The following is an 18,665-nucleotide window of genomic DNA, read 5'->3' on the forward strand; positions in this document are numbered from 1 at the left end:
CGGGCGTCGCGGCGGCGGGCGGAGTGGTAGTGCGTCAGACGGCGAGAGGCAGGGCGGTGGTGCGTCAGACAGCGGCCGGCGGAGTGGTGGTGCGTCAGACGGCGGCCGGCGGGCCGGCGGGGCCGCCCGACCGGCCGGCAGGCGTCGCGGTGCGGCGGCCGGGGGCTTCGGCCCGGGGCGCCGGCCGGCCGGTGCTGCTCGCCGTCGCCCACGGCAGCCGGAACCCCGCCGGCGTCGCCGCGACCCGGTCGCTGCTCGACCTGGTCCGCGCACAGCGGCCCGAACTCGACGTCCGCTGCTGCTTCCTGGACCTCGCCGCGCCCTCCCTGCCCGAGGCCCTGGCCGGGCTCGCCGGCGACGAGCCGGCCGTCCTCGTACCGCTGCTGCTCGGTACCGGCTACCACCTGCGGGTGGACATCCCCGGCGCGCTGGCCGCCGCCCGGCTGCCGCACGTCCGGCTCGCCCCCGCGCTGGGCCCCGACCCGCTGCTGGCCACCGTCCTCGCGGACCGGCTCGCCGAGAGCGGACGCGCCCCGGGCGCCGGCCCGGTGGTGCTTGCCGCGGCCGGCTCCTCCGACCCGGCGGCCGCCGCCGACACCCGCCGGACGGCCCGGCTGCTCGCGGCCCGGCTGGCCGACGGCCGGCCGGTCGTCCCCGCCTACCTCTCCGCGGCCCGGCCGACCCCGCGTGAGGCGGTCGAGGCCCTGCACGCCGCGGGCCACCACCGGGTCGCCGTCGCCACCTACCTTCTCGGCCCCGGCTTCTTCGCCGACCGGGCGGCCGGCACCTCCGCCCACTGGACCAGCGCGCCGCTGGGCACCCACGACGCGCTCGCCCGCCTGGTCGGCGCCCGCTACGACAACGCCTGCGCCGACCTCCGCGACCGCGCGCACACCGGGCCGGCGGCCGGGACCGGCCGGGACCGACGGCCCGCCCTGACCCGCGCGCACTGACGGCCCGGTGGCCGGCGGGCCAGTGGACCCGGCTGTGCCCCCCGGTCTCCATGCCCGCCATCGTGGCCGGAACGACCCGGCGCCGCGACGGGTTTTCCGGCGGCCCGCGGGGGTTCCCGAGGCCGGCGGGACGGCACGAACCCGGCGGGTCCGCCGAGGCTGTCGACCCGGTCACATCCGCACGTCGGACCGGGACGCGCCGACGCCCGCTGCGTAGGGTGGATCTTGTCGGTGCGGGCGGCTCGGGTGCGGGGTGGGCGTTGGGTACGGGAACTTCTCTGACGGCGCGCCAGCTCCTCGGACTGCTGGTGGACCCCGGCTCGTTCCGGTCCTGGGACGAGCCGATCGGCCGCGGGCCCGCCGACGCCGGCTACCGCGCGGCCCTGGCCCGGGCACACGAGCGCACCGGGGCGGACGAGGCCGTGATCACCGGAACCGCACTGATCGGCGGCCGGGCGGTGGCCCTGGTGGCGTCCGAGTTCGGGTTCCTCGGCGGGTCGATCGGAGTGGCCACCGCCGAGCGGATCACCCGGGCCGTGGAGCGGGCCACCGCCGAGCGGCTGCCGGTGGTCGCCCTGCCGGTGTCGGGCGGCACGCGGATGCAGGAGGGTTCGGCGGCATTCCTCTGCATGCTCCGGATCACCGCCGCCGTGCAGGCGCACCGTGCGGCCGGTCTCCCCTACCTCACCTATCTGCGCAATCCGACCATGGGCGGCGTGTTCGCCTCCTGGGGCACCCTCGGGCACCTGGTGTTCGCCGAGCCGGGCGCCCGGCTCGGATTCCTCGGCCCCCGGGTGTACGAGGAGCTGCGCGGCGTCGAGCTGCCGGCGGACGTGCAGCGCGCCGAGACCCTGGCCGGCCACGGCCTGGTGGACGCGGTCGTCGCACCGGAGGAGCTGCGCGAGGTGCTGCGGCGCGCACTCGCCGTACTGGACCCGGCCCTCGTACTGGACCCGGCCGCCGGTCCGGCGCCCGGCCCCGCGGACGCACCCCGGACCGGCGCCGACGCAGTCCCGCCCGGTGGCGCCGCCGACGGACCGCTGCCGGCCGACCGCCCCGACGCCTGGGAGTCGGTGCGCCGCACCCGCCGCCCCGACCGTCCGGGAACGCGCGAGCTGCTGCGCCGGACCACCGAGGAGCTCCTCCTGCTGGACGCCCCGGGCGGCCGGGACGGCGCGCTGGTGCGCGCGCTCGTCGTCCTGCACGGCCGCCCCGCGCTGGTGGTCGGGCAGCAGCGGCAGGGCGCGGAGCGCGAGCGCCCGTTCACCGCCGCCGACCTGCGCGCCGTCCGCCGCACCGCCCGGCTCGCCGAACAGCTCGGCCTGCCGCTGGTCACGGTCGTGGACACGGCCGGCGCGGAGCTCTCCGCCCAGGCGGAGCTGGACGGCATCGCGATCGAGATCGCGCACTGCCTCACCACCCTGCTCGCCCTGCGCACGCCCGTCCTCGCGGTGCTGCTCGGCCAGGGATCGGGCGGCGGAGCGCTGGCCCTGCTCCCGGCCGACCGCGTCCTCGCCGCCGAGCACTCCTGGCTGGCCCCGCTCCCGCCCGAGGGCGCCTCGGCGATCGTCCACCGCGACGGCGCCCACGCCGCCGAGCTCGCCCGCACGCAGGGCATCGGCGCGTACGACCTGGCGGAGGTCGGCCTGGTCGACACGGTCGTCCCCGAGCTGCCGGACGCCGCCGAGGAGCCGGCCGCGTTCTGCGGGCGGCTCGGCCTCACCCTGGGCACCGCGCTCGACGCGCTGGCCTCGGCATCGGAGGCGGACCGGCTCGCGGCCCGCGCGGTCCGCCACCGCCGGCTCGGGGACGTGCTCGCCGGCTGACGTCCACGGGCCGGGCCGGACGCCCCCGGCTTCAACGCCGGTGCGACGGACCGGATGCAACGGCGGCGACGCCCGTGCCGGCTCCGACGGCGGCTCCGGCTGTGGCGCCGCTCTCAGATCGTCTGTACGCGCAGTGGTTGCCCGCCGTCCGGACGGTGACGGTGTGGGGCGGTCGCTCGGTGAGTGCGCTCACACGCGATTGGGCGGCACGACGGCCGGTAGTGAGTGCCGATCGGAGAGGGCGGGCGGTCCCGCGGCAGGGCATTCCCCCAGGTCAGCGGGCACCACGACGCCGGCCTCGGCGGTCCCTTCGATTCCACGGCAGGGCCCGGCGCTACGACGGCGGGTCGTAGCCAGGGGGTCTTGGCGGCGGCCGATCCGGTCTGGCAACAATGGCTCAGTCGTCAGCCGCCCCGGCTCCTGTCCCGCCGGAGGACGGCTTGTTGCCGAGTCACGCCCCGCGACCGTTTCGGCCCCTGTCCGGCCACCGGTCGAGGCGGGGCGTGACACCGGCCCAACCCGATTGAGGTCCAGTTCTTCATGCCCGCTTTCAAGCTCCGTATGCGTACTTCCGCCGCGATTCTTGCCGGCGCTGCCGGTCTGACCGCCGTGGGTGCCGGTCTGCTGCCCTCCACCGCCTCCGCCGCGACCGCCTCCCCGAAGACCATCGCCGCGCAGATCGTGCCGGCCAACCAGCTCGCCTCGTTCAGCCAGATCATCAGCCACGAGTCCAGCTGGAACGTGACCGCGACCAACCCGAGCTCGGGCGCGTACGGTCTGGCGCAGGCGCTGCCGGGCTCCAAGATGGCCTCCGCCGGTGCGGACTGGAAGACCAACCCGGCCACCCAGATCAAGTGGGCGCTGGACTACATGAACACCCGCTACGGCAGCCCGAACGCCGCCTGGGCCTTCTGGCAGACCCACCACTGGTACTAAGCCGCTCGTACCGAACCACTGGTACTGAGCCGCAGCCACTGAGCCACTGGCATTGAGCCGCCCGGCTCCACCTCCCCCAGCTTCCGAACCGCTGTCCCCCCTCACCCCGGGGATCGGACAGGGATCACCGGGGTGACCGAGAGGGCCCGTGCACGCGCAATCCGCGTGCACGGGCCCTCTCGCCCGTCTTCGGCCCCGGCCGTCCGCGATCGCCGACCACCAGACCACCAGACCGGCGGACCGGCGGACCACCGACCCGGCGCCCCGTCAGTCCTCGGCCAGGCCGAGCAGTTCGCGCGTGCGACGGTACTTCTCGGCGAGACGGGCGGCGGTCGCGTCGTCCAGCGAGGCCAGCCGCACCGGGTTCGAGTTGTGGGCCAGATCGGCCTGCTTGACCAGCAGGGCGCCCGGGGTCGCCAGGATCCGGGCGGTGTAGCCCTCCAACGGCTCGCCGGGGCGCTTGGTGAGCGCGTCGACGATCGCCTTGGTGGCGTCGGAGAGCGCGGCCTCCGCCAGCCACTCCCGGGTCAGTGCATCGTCCTCGATCGCGTCGTGCAGCCAACCGGCCGCGACCTGCTCGTCACTCCCGCCGCGCGCGGCCACACCGTGCGCCACCGCGGCAAGGTGCTCGGAGTACGGGTGGCCGTTCTTGTCGACCTGCCCCTCGTGCGCTCGACATGCGATCGTCTCCACCTCGGCCAGGCTCAGATAGTCCACCGGGCCATGGTAGGCCGCGGGGCGTCTGGTTGACTTCGGCGTGGCCGGGCGACCCCCGGCTCGGCGGCCACCCCGCCGACCCGCCCCCGTCGCCCCGACGACGCCGCCACCACCCGGGCGGTTTCGCCGCACCGCCGCGCCGCCGATCCGACGTCGCCTCACCGCCGCGCCGGCACCTCGGCCCCGGCAGCGCGGCCCGGCGCGGCCGAGCCCTCCGAGGAACCATGCCCAGCCTGCATCCGCTGCTCTCCGGCTTCGCCCCGATCTGGGCCCTCACCGGGATCGGCTACCTGGTCGGCCGCAGCGGACTGCTCGGACCGCAGGCGGAAGCGGTGCTGAGCCGGTTCGTCTTCCACGTGGCGATGCCGGCCGCTCTGTTCCTGATGATCGGCCGGACGCCGCTGGACCAGTTCGCCAACCCGTCGATGCTGGCCTTCGCCGCCGGAACGGCGCTCGCGGTGGGCATCGGCGCGCTCGTCGCACACCGCTTCTTCGGCCGGCCGCCGGCCGAACGGGCGATCGGCGGCATGGCGGCCGGCTACGTCAACTCGGCCAACCTCGGCATCCCGGTCGCCATGCAGATCCTGGGCGACGCCTCCTTCGCCGCACCGGTGGTGCTGTTCCAGACGCTCCTGGTGACACCCGCCGTGCTGACCGTGCTGGACACCGGGCGCGCGGGCCGCCGGGCGGCGCTCACCCTGCCGCTGCGCAACCCCATCCTGCTCGCGGCCGCGCTCGGCGCCGCGGTGTCGGCGGGCGGCTGGCACCTGCCGGCCGAGCTGAACCGTTCCTGCGAGCTGCTCGGCGGCGCCGGCGTGCCGACCGCCCTGGTGGCCCTCGGCATGTCGCTGCACCGCCCACCGGCCGACCGCCCGGCCACGGCCCCTCGGGGCGCGGGCCCTCGGGGCACGGACCCTGCGGGCGAGGACCTTCGGGGCACCGGCCTTCCGGGCACCGGCCTTCCGGGCACCGGCCTTCCGGGCGCGGGCACCGACAGGCAGCACCACGGCCGTGGGCGGGCCGGCCGCCCGGGCCGCTACGCGGAGGTCGGCGTGGCGGTCGCGATCAAGACGCTGATACAGCCGCTCGGCGCATTCGCCATCGGCGCCTTCCTCCTCCACCTGCCGGCGCACCAGCTGCTCACCGTGGTGCTGTTCTCGGCACTGCCGACGGCCCAGAACGTCTTCGTCTACGCCCGCGAGTACGGCCATGCCACCGCCCTCGCCCGCGACTCGGTGCTCTGCTCGACCCTCGTCTCGATGGCCACCCTCTCCGCCGTCACCTGGGTGCTCTCCCCGAGCCACTGAGCCGGCCGCGGCGCAGCTCGTCTCACCGCGGCCGGGTCACCGCGGCCGGCTCACCGCGGCCGGGTCACCGCGACGGCCGGGTCACTCCTCCCGGGCCGCGGCGACCACGGCGGTCATGGACTGCAGGAACCGCTGCGCCGTCGCCAGCTCTCCGGCGTCGAACCGGCCCATGGCCGCCACCAGGTCCCCGATCAGGCCCCCGAAGAAGTCCTGCCCCAGCTCCATCGCCCGGTCCTCGACCAGCAGCCGGACCTTCCGCCGGTCCCCCGGGTCGCGCTCGCGACGGATCAGGCCGAGCCGCTCCAGCCGGTCGACCAGGCCCGTGGTGCCCGCCGAGTTGAGGCGCAGCGCCGCACCGAGCCGACCGGGCGTCACTACAGTGCCGGCTCGCGCCGCATCCAACAGGTGGATCAGCGCCCTCAGGTCGGTCGGGTGAAGTCCGTGCCGACCGGCGAATTCCGCACCGAACAGGTCGAGCTCGACGGTCAGCCCGCGCAGCAGATGAACCAGCTGCATCGGCTCCGTAGCACCGCCCACCGGCTCCGCCGTCCGCCCGCCGGCACCGCCTCCCTGCTGCGCGGCAGGCTCTCCGTCCGGCTGCCCGTCCGGCTGTCCGTCGACCTGTGCACCCACCCTGTCGTCCTTCCCTCGGCACGCCCTGTGCCACTATTCTCTCGCTCAGCGAGATTATTGGCCAGCGAGTGAATTCGCCATCCGTCGGAGGGCATGATGTCAGCACGCACCACCGGATCCCCCCACGCCTCGTCCGCCTCCCCCGGCTCGGCCGCCGCGCAGGCCTCACCGGCGCTCGCCGCGTTCTTCGCCGCCTACGACGAGGCCCTGAGCCGGTGGCCCGTCCCCGCCGAGGCGCTCACCGTCCGGACTCCGCACGGCGCCACCCGGGTCAACGCCTGTGGCCCGCGCGACGGCCGGCCGCTGGTCCTGCTGCACGGCGGCGGCGCCACCTCCACCGGCTGGTTCGCCAATGTCGGGGCGCTCACCGCGGCCGGCCACCGCATCCTCGCCGTCGACCTGATCGGCGACCCCGGCCGCAGCGTCCTCGACGTGCCGCTCGGTGGCGTGGCCGGCCTGATGAGCTGGCTCGACGCGGTGCTCGACGGACTCGGCGTCGCGGGGGTGGACCTCTGCGGCCACTCCTACGGCGGCTGGATCGCACTGGAGTACGCGCTCCACGCCCCGGAGCGGGTCCACCGACTGGCCCTGCTCGACCCGACCCAGTGCTTCGCCGGGTTCCGCCCCGGCTACCTGCTGCGCGCCCTACCGCTCTTCGTGCCGCCCCGGACGGCCGGCAAGGCCCGCTCCTACCTCACCTGGGAGGCCCGGGGCGCCGGCTCCGGCACCACCGACGAAGCCGCCTGGCGCGAGCTGTACGCACTCGGCTTCACCGGCTTCCCCGCCACCCGCCCGGTCACCGGCCCGCAACCGACCACCGAACGGTTGCGCGCCCTCACCGCGCCGACGCTGGCCCTGTTCGCCGCCCGGAGCCGCACGCACGACGCCCGGCGCGTCGCCGAGCTGGCACGGAAGGCCCTGCCCGGGGCCACCGTGGACGTGCTCCCCGACGCCTCCCACCACAATCTCCCGATCGCCCACCCGGCCGAACTCAACCGTCGCCTCACCGAGTTCCTCGCCGCCCGCCCGTAGCGGGCGCCCCGCGGGTCGGATCGCGCTGCGATGTCAGGGCCGACAGGCCGGAACGGGAGTGACGCCCGTCACATCGGCTCCGTGTCACAAACCGCCGGGCTGTCCCGTCAAGGATGTGACACCGCAGGACGACGGCAACGGAGCCCATCATGGAAGCACGCCTCAACCCCTTCACCAACCCGGTCCTCGGCAAGGTCTTCAAGCACATCATCGCCGCGGGCAAGGTGCTCGCCGACTCGACGCTGCCGGCCTCGACCCAGGAGCTCGTGAAGCTCCGCGCCAGCCAGATCAACGGCTGCGGCTTCTGCACCGACATGCACTTCAAGGACGCCGTGCACGCCGGCGAGAGCCCCGAGCGCCTCAACCTGGTCGCGGCCTGGCGCGAGGCGACGGTGTTCACCGATGCCGAGCGCGCGGCGCTGGAGCTCGCGGAGGAGGCCACCCGCATCGCCGATGCCGCCGGGGGCGTCCCGGACGAGGTCTGGGCCAACGCCGCCAAGCACTACGACGAGGAGCAGCTCGGCGCCCTGGTGGGTGTCATCACCGTGATCAACGCCTTCAACCGCGGCAACGTCATGGTCCAGACGCCCGCCGGTGACTACCAGCCCGGACAGTTCGGCTGATCTGCGGATCGGCTGATCTGCCGACCGGACGATCGGACGATCGGACGATCGGACGGCCGGCTGATCAGCCGGAGCCGGACGGGGCCCACCGCCAACCGGGGGCTGCCGGGGGCCGGGCGCACTGCGCCCGGCCCGGTTGCTTCGGAGGCCCGGAGGCCCTGTCGGCCGGTCCGCGACCGTCGGTCGGTACGTGTTCAGTAGATCAGGTAGCCGGGCCGGTGGCCCTCGTCCTCGATCTCCCCGGTGGCCTGCGCCCGGAGTTTGTGGGCCAGTTCCTCCAGTGCACGGGAGGCCGCCATCTCCTCGCCGATCCGGGCGAGCGGGCGGTCGTCCGCGCTCTTGACGGACTCCCCGTGCGCGCTGAGGCCCGGTGCCCTGGCGCCGGTCAGCCTCGCGTCGCACGCCGTGTGCACGCCGTCTTCGTCGAAGCTCAGCTCCACATCCCATTGGTTGTGCATGCCACACCTCCTGGCGCCCGCCCCCGTCGTGCCTGCTCTGACCGGCACGGATGCTGACGCCGTGGCGGCCGCTCACACCAGCGTGCGCCCGCTCCGCCCACGGCGGCAAGCGCGGGCCGGGGGGACGGACGGAGGCACGGCCGGGGGCCACGGCCGTGTGCCCGGGCGCCACGCCCACCCCGGCCGCTCCCGGGGGTCGGCGGGCCGCCCCGGCGGTACGCTGACGAGAGCGCGCCGCGACCGCCGTCGAACCGCAGACCACCGGTGCGGTGCGGGCAGCGACATTGGGGTGGTCCCTTCGTGGTGGTCTTCCTCCTCGCACTGAGCGCCGCCTGCTGCCTGGGCCTCGGGTTCGTCCTCCAGCAGCACGCGGCACAACGGGCCCCGCGTGGCGACCTGCTGCACTGGCGACTGCTGCTCGACCTGCTGCGGATGCCCGAGTGGCTGCTCGGCACCGGCTTCATGGTCAGCGGGCTCATCCTCTCCGCGCTCGCCCTCAACCAGGGCGAGGTCTCACTGGTCGAACCGCTGCTCGCGACCAACCTGCTCTTCGCCATGGCCCTTTCCCGCGTCCTGACCCGCCAGTCCCTCGGGCGCTCCGGCTGGATCGGGGTGCTGCTGCTCGCCCTCGGCGTCACGGCCTTCATCGTGGCCGGACGACCCACCGGCGGCGGTCCACCGGCCGGCGAACTGCGGCACTGGCTGGTGGTCGGGACGGTCACCGGGCTGACCCTGCTGCTGGTCTCGTTCGCCCGCCGGTTGCCCCTCTTCGAGGAGGCCACGCTGCTCGCCCTGGCCGCCGGCCTGCTCTACGGTCTCCAGGACGCCCTCACCCGCACCACCACCCAACGCCTCGACCACGACGGTCTTTCGGCCGTGCTGGGCACCTGGCAGCCGTACGCGGTGGTGGCGGCCGGCGTGGTCGGACTGCTGCTGGTGCAGAGTGCGTTCGAGGCCGCGCCGCTGCGGATGTCGCTGCCCGCGCTCACCGCCGCGCAGCCGATCACCGGGATCGTCTGTGCGGTCGGCTTCCTCGGCGACCGGCTGCGGGTCACGCCCGGCGCCCTGGCCTGGGAGATCGCCGGGCTGATCGCCATCGTCATCGGCGTGATCGTGATCGGCCGCCACCCCGCGATGCCCGGCTCCACCGGAGACCTGCTGGAGAGCGTCGGCGACCTCCCCGAAGACTCGGGAAGGGTCGGGCCCGAGGCCGCCCCCGACGCAGGTGCCGGTTCCGGTGCCGCCCCCGATGCAGGTGCCGGTGCCGACGCAGGTACCGACGCCGGTACCGATCCCGCCCCCGACCACGCCCCGGGCCCGGGCCCGCCACACCACGACCCTCCCGGCAGCGGCCCCACAAGCGGCCCCGTCGACGGCAGCCCGACAGCCGACAGCCGCGCACCCGACAGCCGCGCACCCGACGACCAAGGACCCGACGACCAAGGACCCGACCGCCGCGAGGGCAACGATCCGCGCGGCACCGGCGGGAGCCCCCGGTAGTCCCGGGGCCGGGCTGAGGCATGTGCTGGAGCGCGCAGGCGGACTTGGCGGCCGGCGGCGTGGTCGCGGGGATCGGCCTGGTCTGCCTGGCCCGCGCGTACCGCGCCGGGCGACCGGAGCGCCTGCTTCTCGCCTCGCTCCCCCTGGTGCTCGGCGTGCACCAGCTGATCGAGGCCGCGGTCTGGTCCGGCGCCGACGGCGACCTGCCCGCACCCGCGGCCGGGTTGGCCCGCACCGCATGGGCGGTGATCGCCCTGCCGCTGCTGCCCGTGCTCGTCCCCGCCGGGGTCTGGTGCGCGGCACGCGAACCGGCCCGCCGACGGCGCCTCCTGCCCTTCGTACTCCTCGGCCTCCTCGTCGCCGCCCCGCTCGCCGTGGCCGTCGCCACCCACCCGGTCGGGGCCGCCGAACACGGCCACACCCTCACCTACGCCGTCGGCCTCCCGCACCCGGCACTCCTGCTGACCGGCTACCTGCTCGCCACCGTCGGCGCGCTCCTCCTCAGCGGCGACCGCCGGCTACGGCACCTCGGTCTGCTCACCGGCGTGGGCGCCGTCGTCTGCGCGCTGCTGTGGCGACTGGCCTTCATCTCCACCTGGTGCGCCCTCGCCGCCCTGGCCAGCGTGCTCCTGCTCCGCTGGACCACCACCCCGCCCGGTGACCGCCCACCCGACGACCGCCCGTCCGCCGGCCGCCGCTCCCACCGGAGGCACGCCGACCAGGGCACGCCCTAGCATCGCCGGCATGACCGCACCCGAGTGGCATGCCGAGGCCGAGCGCCACGCCCGCGACCCCGGTCGGTGAACCGCCACCGCCGCCTGCCCTGCACGGTGTCCCGCGCCGGCTGCCCGGCCGTCAGGAAAGCTGCTCGGATCGGGCCGGCCGACGGGGGCGAGCGGGCCCGGACGCACGGCGCCGCACGGGCGCCACCGTCACCGGGCCGCCGACCCCACCGGTTCGCCGGCCGCCGACTCGGCGCCGACCGTGCTCGGCGGAACCGATCCGGCCACCGCGCCCCGCCCGCGCGAGCGGTCCATCTCCCGCCACTCCGGGCGCAGGCCCGCCAGGGTGGTGGTGGCGAGGTAGAGGCCGCCGAAGGCGAGCAGCACGGGCAGCAGGCCGGTGAGCGCGGCGGCGCTGCCGGCGAGCAGGCCGCCGAGGGGTATGCCGGCCCAGGCGAGCGAGTCGCCCAGGGCGCCGACCCGGCCGAGCAGGTGACGCGGGACGCGTTCGAAGGTGATCGCGCCGAGGATCGGGTTGAGGAACCCGGCCCCGAAGCCGCCCACCGCGAACACGGCGAGCACCACACCCATCGGCGCATCCAGCGCGAGGACCAGGAAGCGGGGGGCACCACAGAGCAGGAAGCCGGCGAAGAAGACCGTCCGGCGCGGCAGGCGGTGGGCGACGGCCGCCGCCACCAGGCTGCCCGCGACCGCGGCGATCCCCCAGGCGCTGCCGGAGAGCCCGATGGCCGCCGGGCCGCCGCCGGACTCCTTGGCCCAGAGCGGTATCAGGACCGTCATGAACCCGGCGTCCAGCAGGTTGGTGATGCCGATCATCACGATCACGGTGAGCATCAGCGGCTCGCTGCGCAGGAAGGTGAACCCCTCCCGGAACATCTGCCAGTAGCCGACCTTCTCTCCGGGCGCACCCTCCGCCGCGGGCTCGGGCGCGGCGGCCGCGCGGCCCATGCCGGCGGGCAGGGCGAACGCGATCACCAGCGAGCCGAGGGCGAAGGCCGCGGCGTTGACGGTCAGGCCCGCCATCGGGCCGAGCAGCGCGATGAGACCACCGCCGACCGCCGGCCCGACCGTCGAGGCCAGCCGCTCCGTCACGCCGGCGAGGCCGGTGGCCCGCTCCAGCGGTATCCGGGCGCGGTCGGCCGCCTCGGGGACCATCACCTCCTTGGCGAGGTCCCCCGGGCCGCGGACCCCGCCGACCACGCCGACCATGACCAGGAGCAGCCAGAACGGCAGCGCGCCGACGCCGTGCAGCAGCGGGATCAGGCCCGCGGCGACGGCACTGACCGCGTCCGTCGTCCAGGAGACGACGCGCGGGCCCAGCCGGTCGATCATCGGCCCGGTGAGGGCCTTGACGAGCACGTACGGCGTCATCTCGACGAACGCGACGAGGCCGGTCATGGTGGCGCTGCCGGTGGTGGCGAGGACGAACCAGGGCAGGGCGATGGCCGAGACCCGCGTCCCCGTCAGCGAGATCGCCATCGCTCCGAACACGCCGACCAGCGGGCGGACGGTGCGGGGCGCCGGGGCCGGGCCTCGATCCACGGTGGTGCTCATACCCGCCCCTCCCCCTCGTCGCCCGCGTCCGCTTCGTCCGCCGGCAGCCCGCCCGCGGGATCGGGCAGCACCTGGAGCACGACCGCGACCCGCTCCGCCCCCTCGGGCGCCTCCTCCCGGGCGTCGTCCCGGCGGTAGCGGGCGACCACCGCCGCCAGCTCCTCGGCGAGCTCGCGCGACTCCTCCGGCGTCAGCCGCAGCGCCCAGTCGCTGAAGTCGAACGCGTGCCGCCAGCTGCGCGACATGGCGTCGAACTCGTTCAGGGCGCGCTGGGTGGTCAGCGCGTTCGCGGCGACAACCGACCGGAGGAAGCCGATCGCCGCCTCGGGCTCCTGCTCGGCCAAGTCCCGGTCCGACCAGACGGTGTTCTGGTGGACCGCCTTCCACCACCGCTCGCGGGCGTTGCCGCGCTCGGTGTCCTCGGTGACGAAGCCCGCGGCCGCCAGCTGGCGCAGGTGGTAGCTGGTCGCGCCCGACGTCAGGCCCATCCGCTCGGCCAGCCTGGTCGCGGTGGACGGCCCGAGTCGACGCAGCAGCCCGACCAGCTGCACGCGCACCGGATGGGCCATGGCCCGCAGGCCCCGCGCGTCGAGGACGACATCGGTCTGCGGGTCGGGGCTGTGCGGCCACCGCTTCTCTTCGGTCATGGCAGCAGCGTAGAACCGCAAAGACTTCTTCGCAAAGGAATTTTGCAAAGACGTCTTTGCGGTTCCACGGGGACGTCCCGCGAGTGGTCAGAAGACGGCCCGCGAGCGGTCCGCGGGCGGCTGGGGGCCGCCGAAGGCGCTCCGGCCCGGTGTCACTCCAGGGCGACCGCCAGCGCCAGCACCACGGTCAGGCCGCCGCCCGGGGTCTGCTCCACGGCGAGCCGCCCGCCGGCCGCCCGGACCAGCCCGTGCACGGCCGGGCCCGCCGGCCCGCCCGTGCGCATCCCCGCCAGCAGCCACTCCCGGGCCTCGGGCAGTTCGCACGGGCCGCGGTCCACGACCCGGATCTCCACCCGGGCCGGGCCGCCGCCCCAGCCGCTCGCCGGATCCAGGGCGCCCGCCTCCTCGGGGCCTCCCACGTCCTCGGCGCCGCGCGCACGCCGCGGGCCGGCCCGGCCGACCGCGGCCACCTCGGCCCGGACCAGCACCGCGGCGCCGGCCGGATTCCGCCGGACGGCGTGGTCGACCAGCCCGGCCAGCGCCGTCTCCAGCCGCCGGGCGTCACCCTTCACCACCGGCAGCCCGCCGGGTATCCGCGTCGAGACGGCCGCCGCGCGACCGCCGCCCCGCAGCACCCGCTGCACCACCTCGGCCACCTGGACGTGCTGCGCCTGGGGACCGCAGCCGATCGGGCGGACCGTCCAGTGCACCCGCTCCAACTCGGCCCGGCTGAGCGGCCGCGGACCGGCCATCACCCCTGTTCGCGACCGTCCCGGGCCCTCCGCGGCACCACCCGGTCCGCCCGGACCGCTGCTCCCGCTCCAACCCGGCCCGGCGGGCCCGCCGGGCCCGCCCGGCCGACCGCCGGCGCTGCCGCCGACGCCGCCGGCCGCGGCGAGTCCGCCGAGCATCCGGGCACCGGAGGCCACATAGCCCCAGACCCTCCCGCGTGCCATCGCGCCCTGCCCCTCGTGCTTCGCCGGCCCGTACCGCCGTCGGACGCGGGCGGGCCGGAGCGGGCCGCGTTTCCGGGCCCCTCCGCCAAGCCTGCGCCCCCACCGGACGGGTGACAATCCGGCTCAGGGGTGCACATTCGCCGCACTCCCCCGCCGACCGGCGGGGTCCGCCCCGGCCGACAGACGGGGCGGACCTCCGGACGGCCCCGCCGGCCCGGCCCGCACCACCCGCCCCACGGCCCGCCCAACCGACTCCACCCACCCGGCCCGATCCGGCCGCCGAACCTAGACTGGCCCCATGACCCGGATCAACGACCAGGTCCAGGAGCTGCTCCAGGAGTACGCCGACCTGATCTCGATCACCGGAGGGGACGCCTTCCGGGCCCGCTCCTACGAGAAGGCCGCCCGCGCGGTGGGAGGGCACCCGGAGGACGTCGCACGGCTGGACGCCAAGGGGCTCCAACAGATCCCCGGCGTCGGCAAGTCCACCGCCGAGAAGATCGCCGAGTACCTCGCCACCGGCCGGATGTCCGCGCTGGAGACACTGCGCGCCAAGATCCCGCCCGGCGTCCGGGAGATGATGGCCGTCCCCAGCGTGGGGCCCAAGCGCGCCCTCGCCCTCTACCGCGACCTCGACATCGCCTCCGTCGACCAGCTCGCCGAGGCCGTCCGCGCCGACCGCCTGAGCGAGGTGGCCGGCTTCGGCGAGCGCAGCGGCGAGAAGATCCTGCACGGCATCGAGCTGATGCGGCAGTCCGGCGGCCGGACCCTGCTCGACGCCGCCACCGAGCAGGCCGAGCAGATCGTCAGGGCGATCTCCGCCGTCCCGGGCTGCACGCGCTGCGCCTACGCCGGATCGCTGCGCCGGATGCGCGAGACCGTCGGCGACATCGACGTACTCGCCACCGCCGAGGACTCCGAGCCGCTGATGACCGCACTCACCGAACTCCCGTACGTGGCCGAGGTGATCGTCCGCGGACCGACCAAGACCTCGGTGCGCACCGCCAAGGGCCTGCAGGTGGACCTGCGGGTGGTGCCCGAGGAGGACTGGGGCGCCGCGCTGGTCTACTTCACCGGCTCCAAGGCCCACAACATCAAGCTCCGCACCATGGCCGTCCGGGCCGGGCTGAAGCTCTCCGAGTACGGGCTGTTCGACGCAGAGAGCGGGGAGAAGGTCGTCTCGGCGACGGAGGACGAGGTCTACGCAGCGCTCGGGCTGCCCTGGATCGCGCCGCCGCTGCGCGAGGACCGGGGCGAGGTCGAGGCGGCGCTGCGCGGCGAACTGCCGGACCTGGTGGCCGAATCGGACCTCCGTGGCGATCTGCACACCCACACCGACCTCACCGACGGGCTGGCCACCCTGGAGGACATGATCGACACGGCGGCCGCCCGCGGCTACAGCTACTACGCCGTCACCGACCACGCGCCCGACCTGGTCATGCAGCGGATGACGGACGAGAAGATGCTCGCCCAGCGCGAGCAGCTGCGCGGGCTCGCCGACCGGCACAAGCGGATGCGGCTGCTCCACGGCACCGAGCTGAACATCGGCCCGGACGGCGGGGTGGACTGGCCCGCCGAGTTCCTGGCCGGCTTCGACGTCTGCGTGGCGTCCGTCCACTCGCACTTCGGCGCCGACCGGGCCACCCAGACCCGCCGGCTGATCCGCGCCTGCGAGAACCCGCACGTGCACGTCATCGGCCACCTCACCACCCGGCGGATCGGCCGGCGCGGGCCGATCGACGTCGACCTGGACGCCGTCTTCGAGGCCGCCGCGCGGACCGGCACCGCGATCGAGATCAACAGCTCGCCCCAGCGGCTCGACCTGCGGGACGAGGACGTCCTGCGGGCCAAGCGGTACGGCGTGAAGTTCTCGATCGACAGCGACGCCCACGCCACCGGCCACCTGGCCTACCCCCGGTACGGGATCGGCACCGCCCAGCGGGCCTGGCTGACCACCGAGGACGTGATCAACACCTGGACCTGGCAGCGGCTGAAGAAGTTCCTGCGCAAGGACGCGCTGCGCTGACCATGCGGACCGAAAGATTGCAGTTTGCCCGGATTCCCGGCGGCAAAGCCCTGGTGCAACGACCGGTACAGGCGCATCATGGAAGTGGACCTGCGAGGTAGACGAGGAAGTTCGACCGCAGGAGGCAGTGGCGACAGATCGAGACGGATCAGGGTCTGCCGCTGGTACCTAGGTCGACGATCGAACTACAGGCCGGAGGACGCGACGTCCGGAGGCCACCCCCGCCTCGCAGGTTCCGCACGTCCGGACCACCGCGGCCGCCCCGCCCACGCCACCGGCACTCCGGCGCGCCCGCACTCCCGTGCTCCCGCACCACGGCCACGCGCTACCGTTCCTCCGTACCGACAACGGCGCGGCCGCCCGACGGCGCCGGGCCGCCCGCCACCGACCCGGAGGACGGCCTTCGATGCCCGACTACCGCCGACTCGCCGTCGCCGGGCCGTACTTCGCGCTGGACGCCGCCACCGAACCCACCGGCACCCCGCCGCCGGGCTACCGTCCGCTGCGCGACCTGTACGCGACCGGGCCGGACTCCCTGCTGGCCGCACGGGTCCGGGAGGTCGCGCGCCGACTCGGCACCGCCGAGCCCCGGGTAGCGGCCTCGATCCTGCACCTCGGACTCGCCGCCCGGTTCTGCTCGGTGAGTCTCGGTGCCGCCGTCCTGCTCGGCACCGTCCCCGAGTTGGACCCCGACCGGGCCCACGTGCGCGTCCCCGACCAGGGCCCGATCGACCTCTGGGCGCCCCACCGGCCGCAGCCCGCGGGCGAGGGCACGTCCCCCGGCGAGGCCGGCCCCGACAACCTGGCCGAGCTGGCCGACCGGCTCCACCGGGTGCTGGTCCAGGGCCAGTTGGCGCCACTGGCCACCGCTGTCCGGGCCGCGGTCCCGCTCTCGGAGCGGCTGCTCGACGGCAACGCCGCCTCCGCCCTGGCGGGCACGCTGCGGATGCTCCGCCCGCACGCGGCCCCCGGCCGGGCCGAGGCGCTGGTCGCCCACCTGCTGGACCGGACGCCGCTGGCCGGCACCGGGACGCTGCACACCGGCGGCTTCCGGCGCACCAGTTGCTGCCTCTACTACCGCGTCGGCCCGACCGCGGGCGTCTGCGGCGACTGCTGCTTCACCCGCCCACCCCTCCGCCCCTGACCCGCACCGGCAGGAGCCACATCGGTACGCACCCCGTCAGCCCCTCGACACCCCGCCCGCCCGCGGCCGGCGCCACCTGCCCGCCACGGGGTCACCGGTCCGGCTGCACCATCGCCCCCACCGGCCCCGCGTCACAGCCCGGCGGGTAGGGTCGCGGCGTGTCGCTCGCTCTTCTCCTGCTCGCCGGGGTGGCCGTCGGGGCCTACTGGCTCGGGCTGCTCACCGCCCGGCTCACCGTCGGTGCCGGACCGTTCGCGTCGGTGCTCGCTGCACTGCTGGTCGCGGGTGCGGTGACGGCGGCCGTCGGCTGGGCGGCCTGGCCGTCCTACCTCACCCCGTTCTTCGCCCTCGGCAGCGCGGTCGGCTCCCTGTTCGGCGCGGGCCGCGGCCTCCTCGGCCAGGGGTCCGCCGGCCGCTACGCCCAGGTGCCGGGCCGGCGCTGACCGCACGAGCCCGTCGGCCCGGGCCGACGCCGCACGCCTGCCCGGGCCACCTCCGCCGGGCCTAGCGGCTCAGCGTCGCGAGCAGCAGGTTCGGGTCGGTCTGCGTGGAGAAGGCCGCGCTCGGGACGTAGACGGTGTCCCCGCGGACGGCCACCGCGGTGGGGTTGGAGAGGCCGTCCTGCCCGGTGAGGACGGTGTGGCGGCTGCCGTGCTCGTCGAGGTAAACGGCCTCGCTGGGCGTGTTGAGCGCCGCGATCAGCCTGTCGCCGCGGCCGATGAAGCCGAAGTCGTCCAGGCCGGTGAGCCCGGTGGCCCGGACCTGCGGCGTCCCGGCGGCGCCGTCGCGCCCGATCGGGATGCGCAGCAGCGTGCCGGTGTCGGTGTTGCCCACCCAGACGGCGTGGTGGTGCACCTTGAGGCCGTTGGCGCCGAACGCGCCGGGGGCGGGCTTGAGCAGCGCGTCGTCCGACCAGACCACCGGGTCCCCGCCGGCCACCGGCACCGTGCGGACCAGGCCGAGCGCCGAGTCCGCGGAGTAGAGCAGGCCGGCGCGCTCGTCGAGGGCGAGGCCGTTGGGCAGGCTGTCCGCCGGGAAGGCCGAGATGCGCTCCGGCGTGCTGCCGGGGCAGAGCCGCCAGATGCCGGTGAGATCGGCGGTGCCGGTGGCGTAGGCGAAGTAGAGGGTGCCGTCGTGCGCGCGGACGATGCCGGTGACGACCGGGGCGGTGACCAGCGGGGTGTTCGGCCGGTCGGGTGCGGGCAGGGTGGCCAGGATCGCGAGGTGTCCGGCGGGGTCGACCCGCCCGATCTGCCGGGCGAGGGCGAAGGTGAGGTCCGCGGAGCCGTCCGGTTCGAGCGCGATGTTCTCCGGCGTCTGTCCCTGGGCCAGGTCGAAGTGGGCGATGATCCGCGGGTCGGACAGAGGCGGCGAGACGGCGACGGCCGGCGTGGCGGCGAGCAGGGCGAGTGCGACGGAGGCAGCGGAGGCCGTACCGAGCAGTCCGGCGAGGCGGTGGCGGGGCGGGCGGGGCATGGACATCTCCTCGGATCGTCGGATGGTCGAATCGATCGGAATGCGACGAGGGAACGGGCGCCGCGGGAGAACGGGCGACCCGGGACGGGCGCGACACGGGAACGTCGGGGGCGCGCGCCGGAGGGAACGCGTAC

General features: G+C 75.5%; 17 protein-coding genes and 1 pseudogene. 11 read left to right on the plus strand and 7 right to left on the minus strand.

The features are described from left to right. Positions 1 to 89: 89 nt before the first annotated feature. The 3 genes from ACIPSC_RS20965 (at position 90) to ACIPSC_RS20975 (ending at position 3,715) form a co-directional block, all read left to right on the plus strand. A complete protein-coding gene (locus ACIPSC_RS20965) occupies positions 90 to 953 on the plus strand; it encodes a sirohydrochlorin chelatase (RefSeq protein ID WP_400827422.1) in 864 nt (287 codons plus the stop codon). 218 nt (positions 954 to 1,171) lie between these two features. Beyond that, positions 1,172 to 2,779 carry a carboxyl transferase domain-containing protein gene (locus tag ACIPSC_RS20970; RefSeq protein WP_400827424.1) on the plus strand — a complete coding sequence of 536 codons (1,608 nt, stop codon included), beginning with the start codon at positions 1,172 to 1,174 and terminating at the stop codon, positions 2,777 to 2,779. Positions 2,780 to 3,340: 561 nt separating this feature from the next. Next, positions 3,341 to 3,715: a transglycosylase SLT domain-containing protein gene (locus ACIPSC_RS20975; protein WP_400827426.1), complete on the plus strand. Its 375-nt coding sequence runs from the start codon at positions 3,341 to 3,343 to the stop codon at positions 3,713 to 3,715. A gap of 267 nt (positions 3,716 to 3,982) precedes the next feature. Here the strand turns inward: ACIPSC_RS20975 and ACIPSC_RS20980 are convergent, their stop codons facing one another. Continuing rightward, positions 3,983 to 4,432, minus strand: coding sequence for an HD domain-containing protein (locus ACIPSC_RS20980; RefSeq protein ID WP_400827428.1), 450 nt, complete (start codon positions 4,430 to 4,432; stop codon positions 3,983 to 3,985). Positions 4,433 to 4,656: 224 nt separating this feature from the next. Between ACIPSC_RS20980 and ACIPSC_RS20985 the strand changes: the two genes are divergently transcribed. Further along, on the plus strand, positions 4,657 to 5,739 hold the full coding sequence (locus ACIPSC_RS20985; RefSeq protein ID WP_400827429.1) for an AEC family transporter: 1,083 nt from the start codon (positions 4,657 to 4,659) through the stop codon (positions 5,737 to 5,739). Positions 5,740 to 5,820: 81 nt separating this feature from the next. On the opposite strand, the gene ACIPSC_RS20990 is transcribed toward ACIPSC_RS20985, so the two are convergent. Continuing rightward, entirely contained in the window at positions 5,821 to 6,255 is a 435-nt protein-coding gene (locus ACIPSC_RS20990; RefSeq protein ID WP_313768038.1) for a MarR family transcriptional regulator, read from the minus strand. Between the two features lie 210 nt (positions 6,256 to 6,465). On the opposite strand from ACIPSC_RS20990, the gene ACIPSC_RS20995 reads away from it, so the two are divergent. Together ACIPSC_RS20995 and ACIPSC_RS21000 are read left to right on the plus strand one after the other, a co-directional pair. Then, positions 6,466 to 7,404, plus strand: coding sequence for an alpha/beta fold hydrolase (locus ACIPSC_RS20995; RefSeq protein WP_400827430.1), 939 nt, complete (start codon positions 6,466 to 6,468; stop codon positions 7,402 to 7,404). Between the two features lie 149 nt (positions 7,405 to 7,553). Continuing rightward, complete coding sequence (locus tag ACIPSC_RS21000) at positions 7,554 to 8,027, plus strand: carboxymuconolactone decarboxylase family protein (protein WP_400827432.1); 474 nt, start codon at positions 7,554 to 7,556, stop codon at positions 8,025 to 8,027. A 194-nt stretch (positions 8,028 to 8,221) separates the two neighbouring features. On the opposite strand, the gene ACIPSC_RS21005 is transcribed toward ACIPSC_RS21000, so the two are convergent. Next, positions 8,222 to 8,485 carry a dsRBD fold-containing protein gene (locus tag ACIPSC_RS21005; protein WP_238864540.1) on the minus strand — a complete coding sequence of 88 codons (264 nt, stop codon included), beginning with the start codon at positions 8,483 to 8,485 and terminating at the stop codon, positions 8,222 to 8,224. Between the two features lie 300 nt (positions 8,486 to 8,785). Here ACIPSC_RS21005 and ACIPSC_RS21010 point away from each other — a divergent pair. Beyond that, positions 8,786 to 9,625: pseudogene (locus ACIPSC_RS21010) on the plus strand (DMT family transporter); the annotation flags it as partial. A gap of 380 nt (positions 9,626 to 10,005) precedes the next feature. Continuing rightward, entirely contained in the window at positions 10,006 to 10,719 is a 714-nt protein-coding gene (locus ACIPSC_RS21015) for a DUF6629 family protein (protein WP_400827434.1), read from the plus strand. A gap of 198 nt (positions 10,720 to 10,917) precedes the next feature. On the opposite strand, the gene ACIPSC_RS21020 is transcribed toward ACIPSC_RS21015, so the two are convergent. The 3 genes from ACIPSC_RS21020 to ACIPSC_RS21030 form a co-directional block, all read right to left on the minus strand. Beyond that, positions 10,918 to 12,282: an MFS transporter gene (locus ACIPSC_RS21020; protein WP_400827435.1), complete on the minus strand. Its 1,365-nt coding sequence runs from the start codon at positions 12,280 to 12,282 to the stop codon at positions 10,918 to 10,920. Continuing rightward, positions 12,279 to 12,929, minus strand: coding sequence for an ArsR/SmtB family transcription factor (locus ACIPSC_RS21025; RefSeq protein WP_400827437.1), 651 nt, complete (start codon positions 12,927 to 12,929; stop codon positions 12,279 to 12,281). The genes ACIPSC_RS21020 and ACIPSC_RS21025 overlap by 4 nt, the downstream gene beginning before the upstream one ends. A gap of 152 nt (positions 12,930 to 13,081) precedes the next feature. Further along, complete coding sequence (locus tag ACIPSC_RS21030) at positions 13,082 to 13,681, minus strand: hypothetical protein (protein ID WP_400827439.1); 600 nt, start codon at positions 13,679 to 13,681, stop codon at positions 13,082 to 13,084. Between the two features lie 502 nt (positions 13,682 to 14,183). Between ACIPSC_RS21030 and polX the strand changes: the two genes are divergently transcribed. From polX to ACIPSC_RS21045, 3 genes are all read left to right on the plus strand, one after another. Further along, the gene (gene polX / locus ACIPSC_RS21035; protein ID WP_400827440.1) at positions 14,184 to 15,911 is read left to right on the plus strand and encodes a DNA polymerase/3'-5' exonuclease PolX; all 1,728 of its coding nucleotides are present in this window, start codon (positions 14,184 to 14,186) and stop codon (positions 15,909 to 15,911) included. A 406-nt stretch (positions 15,912 to 16,317) separates the two neighbouring features. Continuing rightward, positions 16,318 to 17,055, plus strand: a complete 738-nt coding sequence (locus ACIPSC_RS21040; protein ID WP_400827441.1) for a (2Fe-2S)-binding protein — start codon at positions 16,318 to 16,320, stop codon at positions 17,053 to 17,055. Between the two features lie 158 nt (positions 17,056 to 17,213). Beyond that, the gene (locus ACIPSC_RS21045; RefSeq protein ID WP_400827443.1) at positions 17,214 to 17,498 is read left to right on the plus strand and encodes a hypothetical protein; all 285 of its coding nucleotides are present in this window, start codon (positions 17,214 to 17,216) and stop codon (positions 17,496 to 17,498) included. Between the two features lie 61 nt (positions 17,499 to 17,559). Here the strand turns inward: ACIPSC_RS21045 and ACIPSC_RS21050 are convergent, their stop codons facing one another. Beyond that, on the minus strand, positions 17,560 to 18,531 hold the full coding sequence (locus ACIPSC_RS21050; RefSeq protein WP_400827445.1) for a hypothetical protein: 972 nt from the start codon (positions 18,529 to 18,531) through the stop codon (positions 17,560 to 17,562). Positions 18,532 to 18,665 lie beyond the last annotated feature (134 nt).

It is taken from the genome of Kitasatospora sp. NPDC090091 (assembly GCF_044747365.1).
In the GTDB taxonomy this organism is placed as follows: Bacteria; Actinomycetota; Actinomycetes; order Streptomycetales; family Streptomycetaceae; genus Kitasatospora.

Bases quoted from the DNA above. Each gene is read 5' to 3' on its own strand.
- ACIPSC_RS21040 (WP_400827441.1), top strand. From the start codon at position 16,318: ATGCCCGACTACCGCCGACTCGCCGTCGCCGGGCCGTACTTCGCGCTG.
- ACIPSC_RS21000 (WP_400827432.1), top strand. From the start codon at position 7,554: ATGGAAGCACGCCTCAACCCCTTCACCAACCCGGTCCTCGGCAAGGTC.
- ACIPSC_RS20985 (WP_400827429.1), top strand. From the start codon at position 4,657: ATGCCCAGCCTGCATCCGCTGCTCTCCGGCTTCGCCCCGATCTGGGCC.
- ACIPSC_RS21025 (WP_400827437.1), bottom strand. From the start codon at position 12,929: ATGACCGAAGAGAAGCGGTGGCCGCACAGCCCCGACCCGCAGACCGAT.
- ACIPSC_RS21015 (WP_400827434.1), top strand. From the start codon at position 10,006: ATGTGCTGGAGCGCGCAGGCGGACTTGGCGGCCGGCGGCGTGGTCGCG.
- polX (WP_400827440.1), top strand. From the start codon at position 14,184: ATGACCCGGATCAACGACCAGGTCCAGGAGCTGCTCCAGGAGTACGCC.
- ACIPSC_RS20995 (WP_400827430.1), top strand. From the start codon at position 6,466: ATGATGTCAGCACGCACCACCGGATCCCCCCACGCCTCGTCCGCCTCC.
- ACIPSC_RS21050 (WP_400827445.1), bottom strand. From the start codon at position 18,531: ATGCCCCGCCCGCCCCGCCACCGCCTCGCCGGACTGCTCGGTACGGCC.
- ACIPSC_RS21005 (WP_238864540.1), bottom strand. From the start codon at position 8,485: ATGCACAACCAATGGGATGTGGAGCTGAGCTTCGACGAAGACGGCGTG.
- ACIPSC_RS20975 (WP_400827426.1), top strand. From the start codon at position 3,341: ATGCGTACTTCCGCCGCGATTCTTGCCGGCGCTGCCGGTCTGACCGCC.
- ACIPSC_RS21030 (WP_400827439.1), bottom strand. From the start codon at position 13,681: ATGGCCGGTCCGCGGCCGCTCAGCCGGGCCGAGTTGGAGCGGGTGCAC.
- ACIPSC_RS21020 (WP_400827435.1), bottom strand. From the start codon at position 12,282: ATGAGCACCACCGTGGATCGAGGCCCGGCCCCGGCGCCCCGCACCGTC.
- ACIPSC_RS20990 (WP_313768038.1), bottom strand. From the start codon at position 6,255: ATGCAGCTGGTTCATCTGCTGCGCGGGCTGACCGTCGAGCTCGACCTG.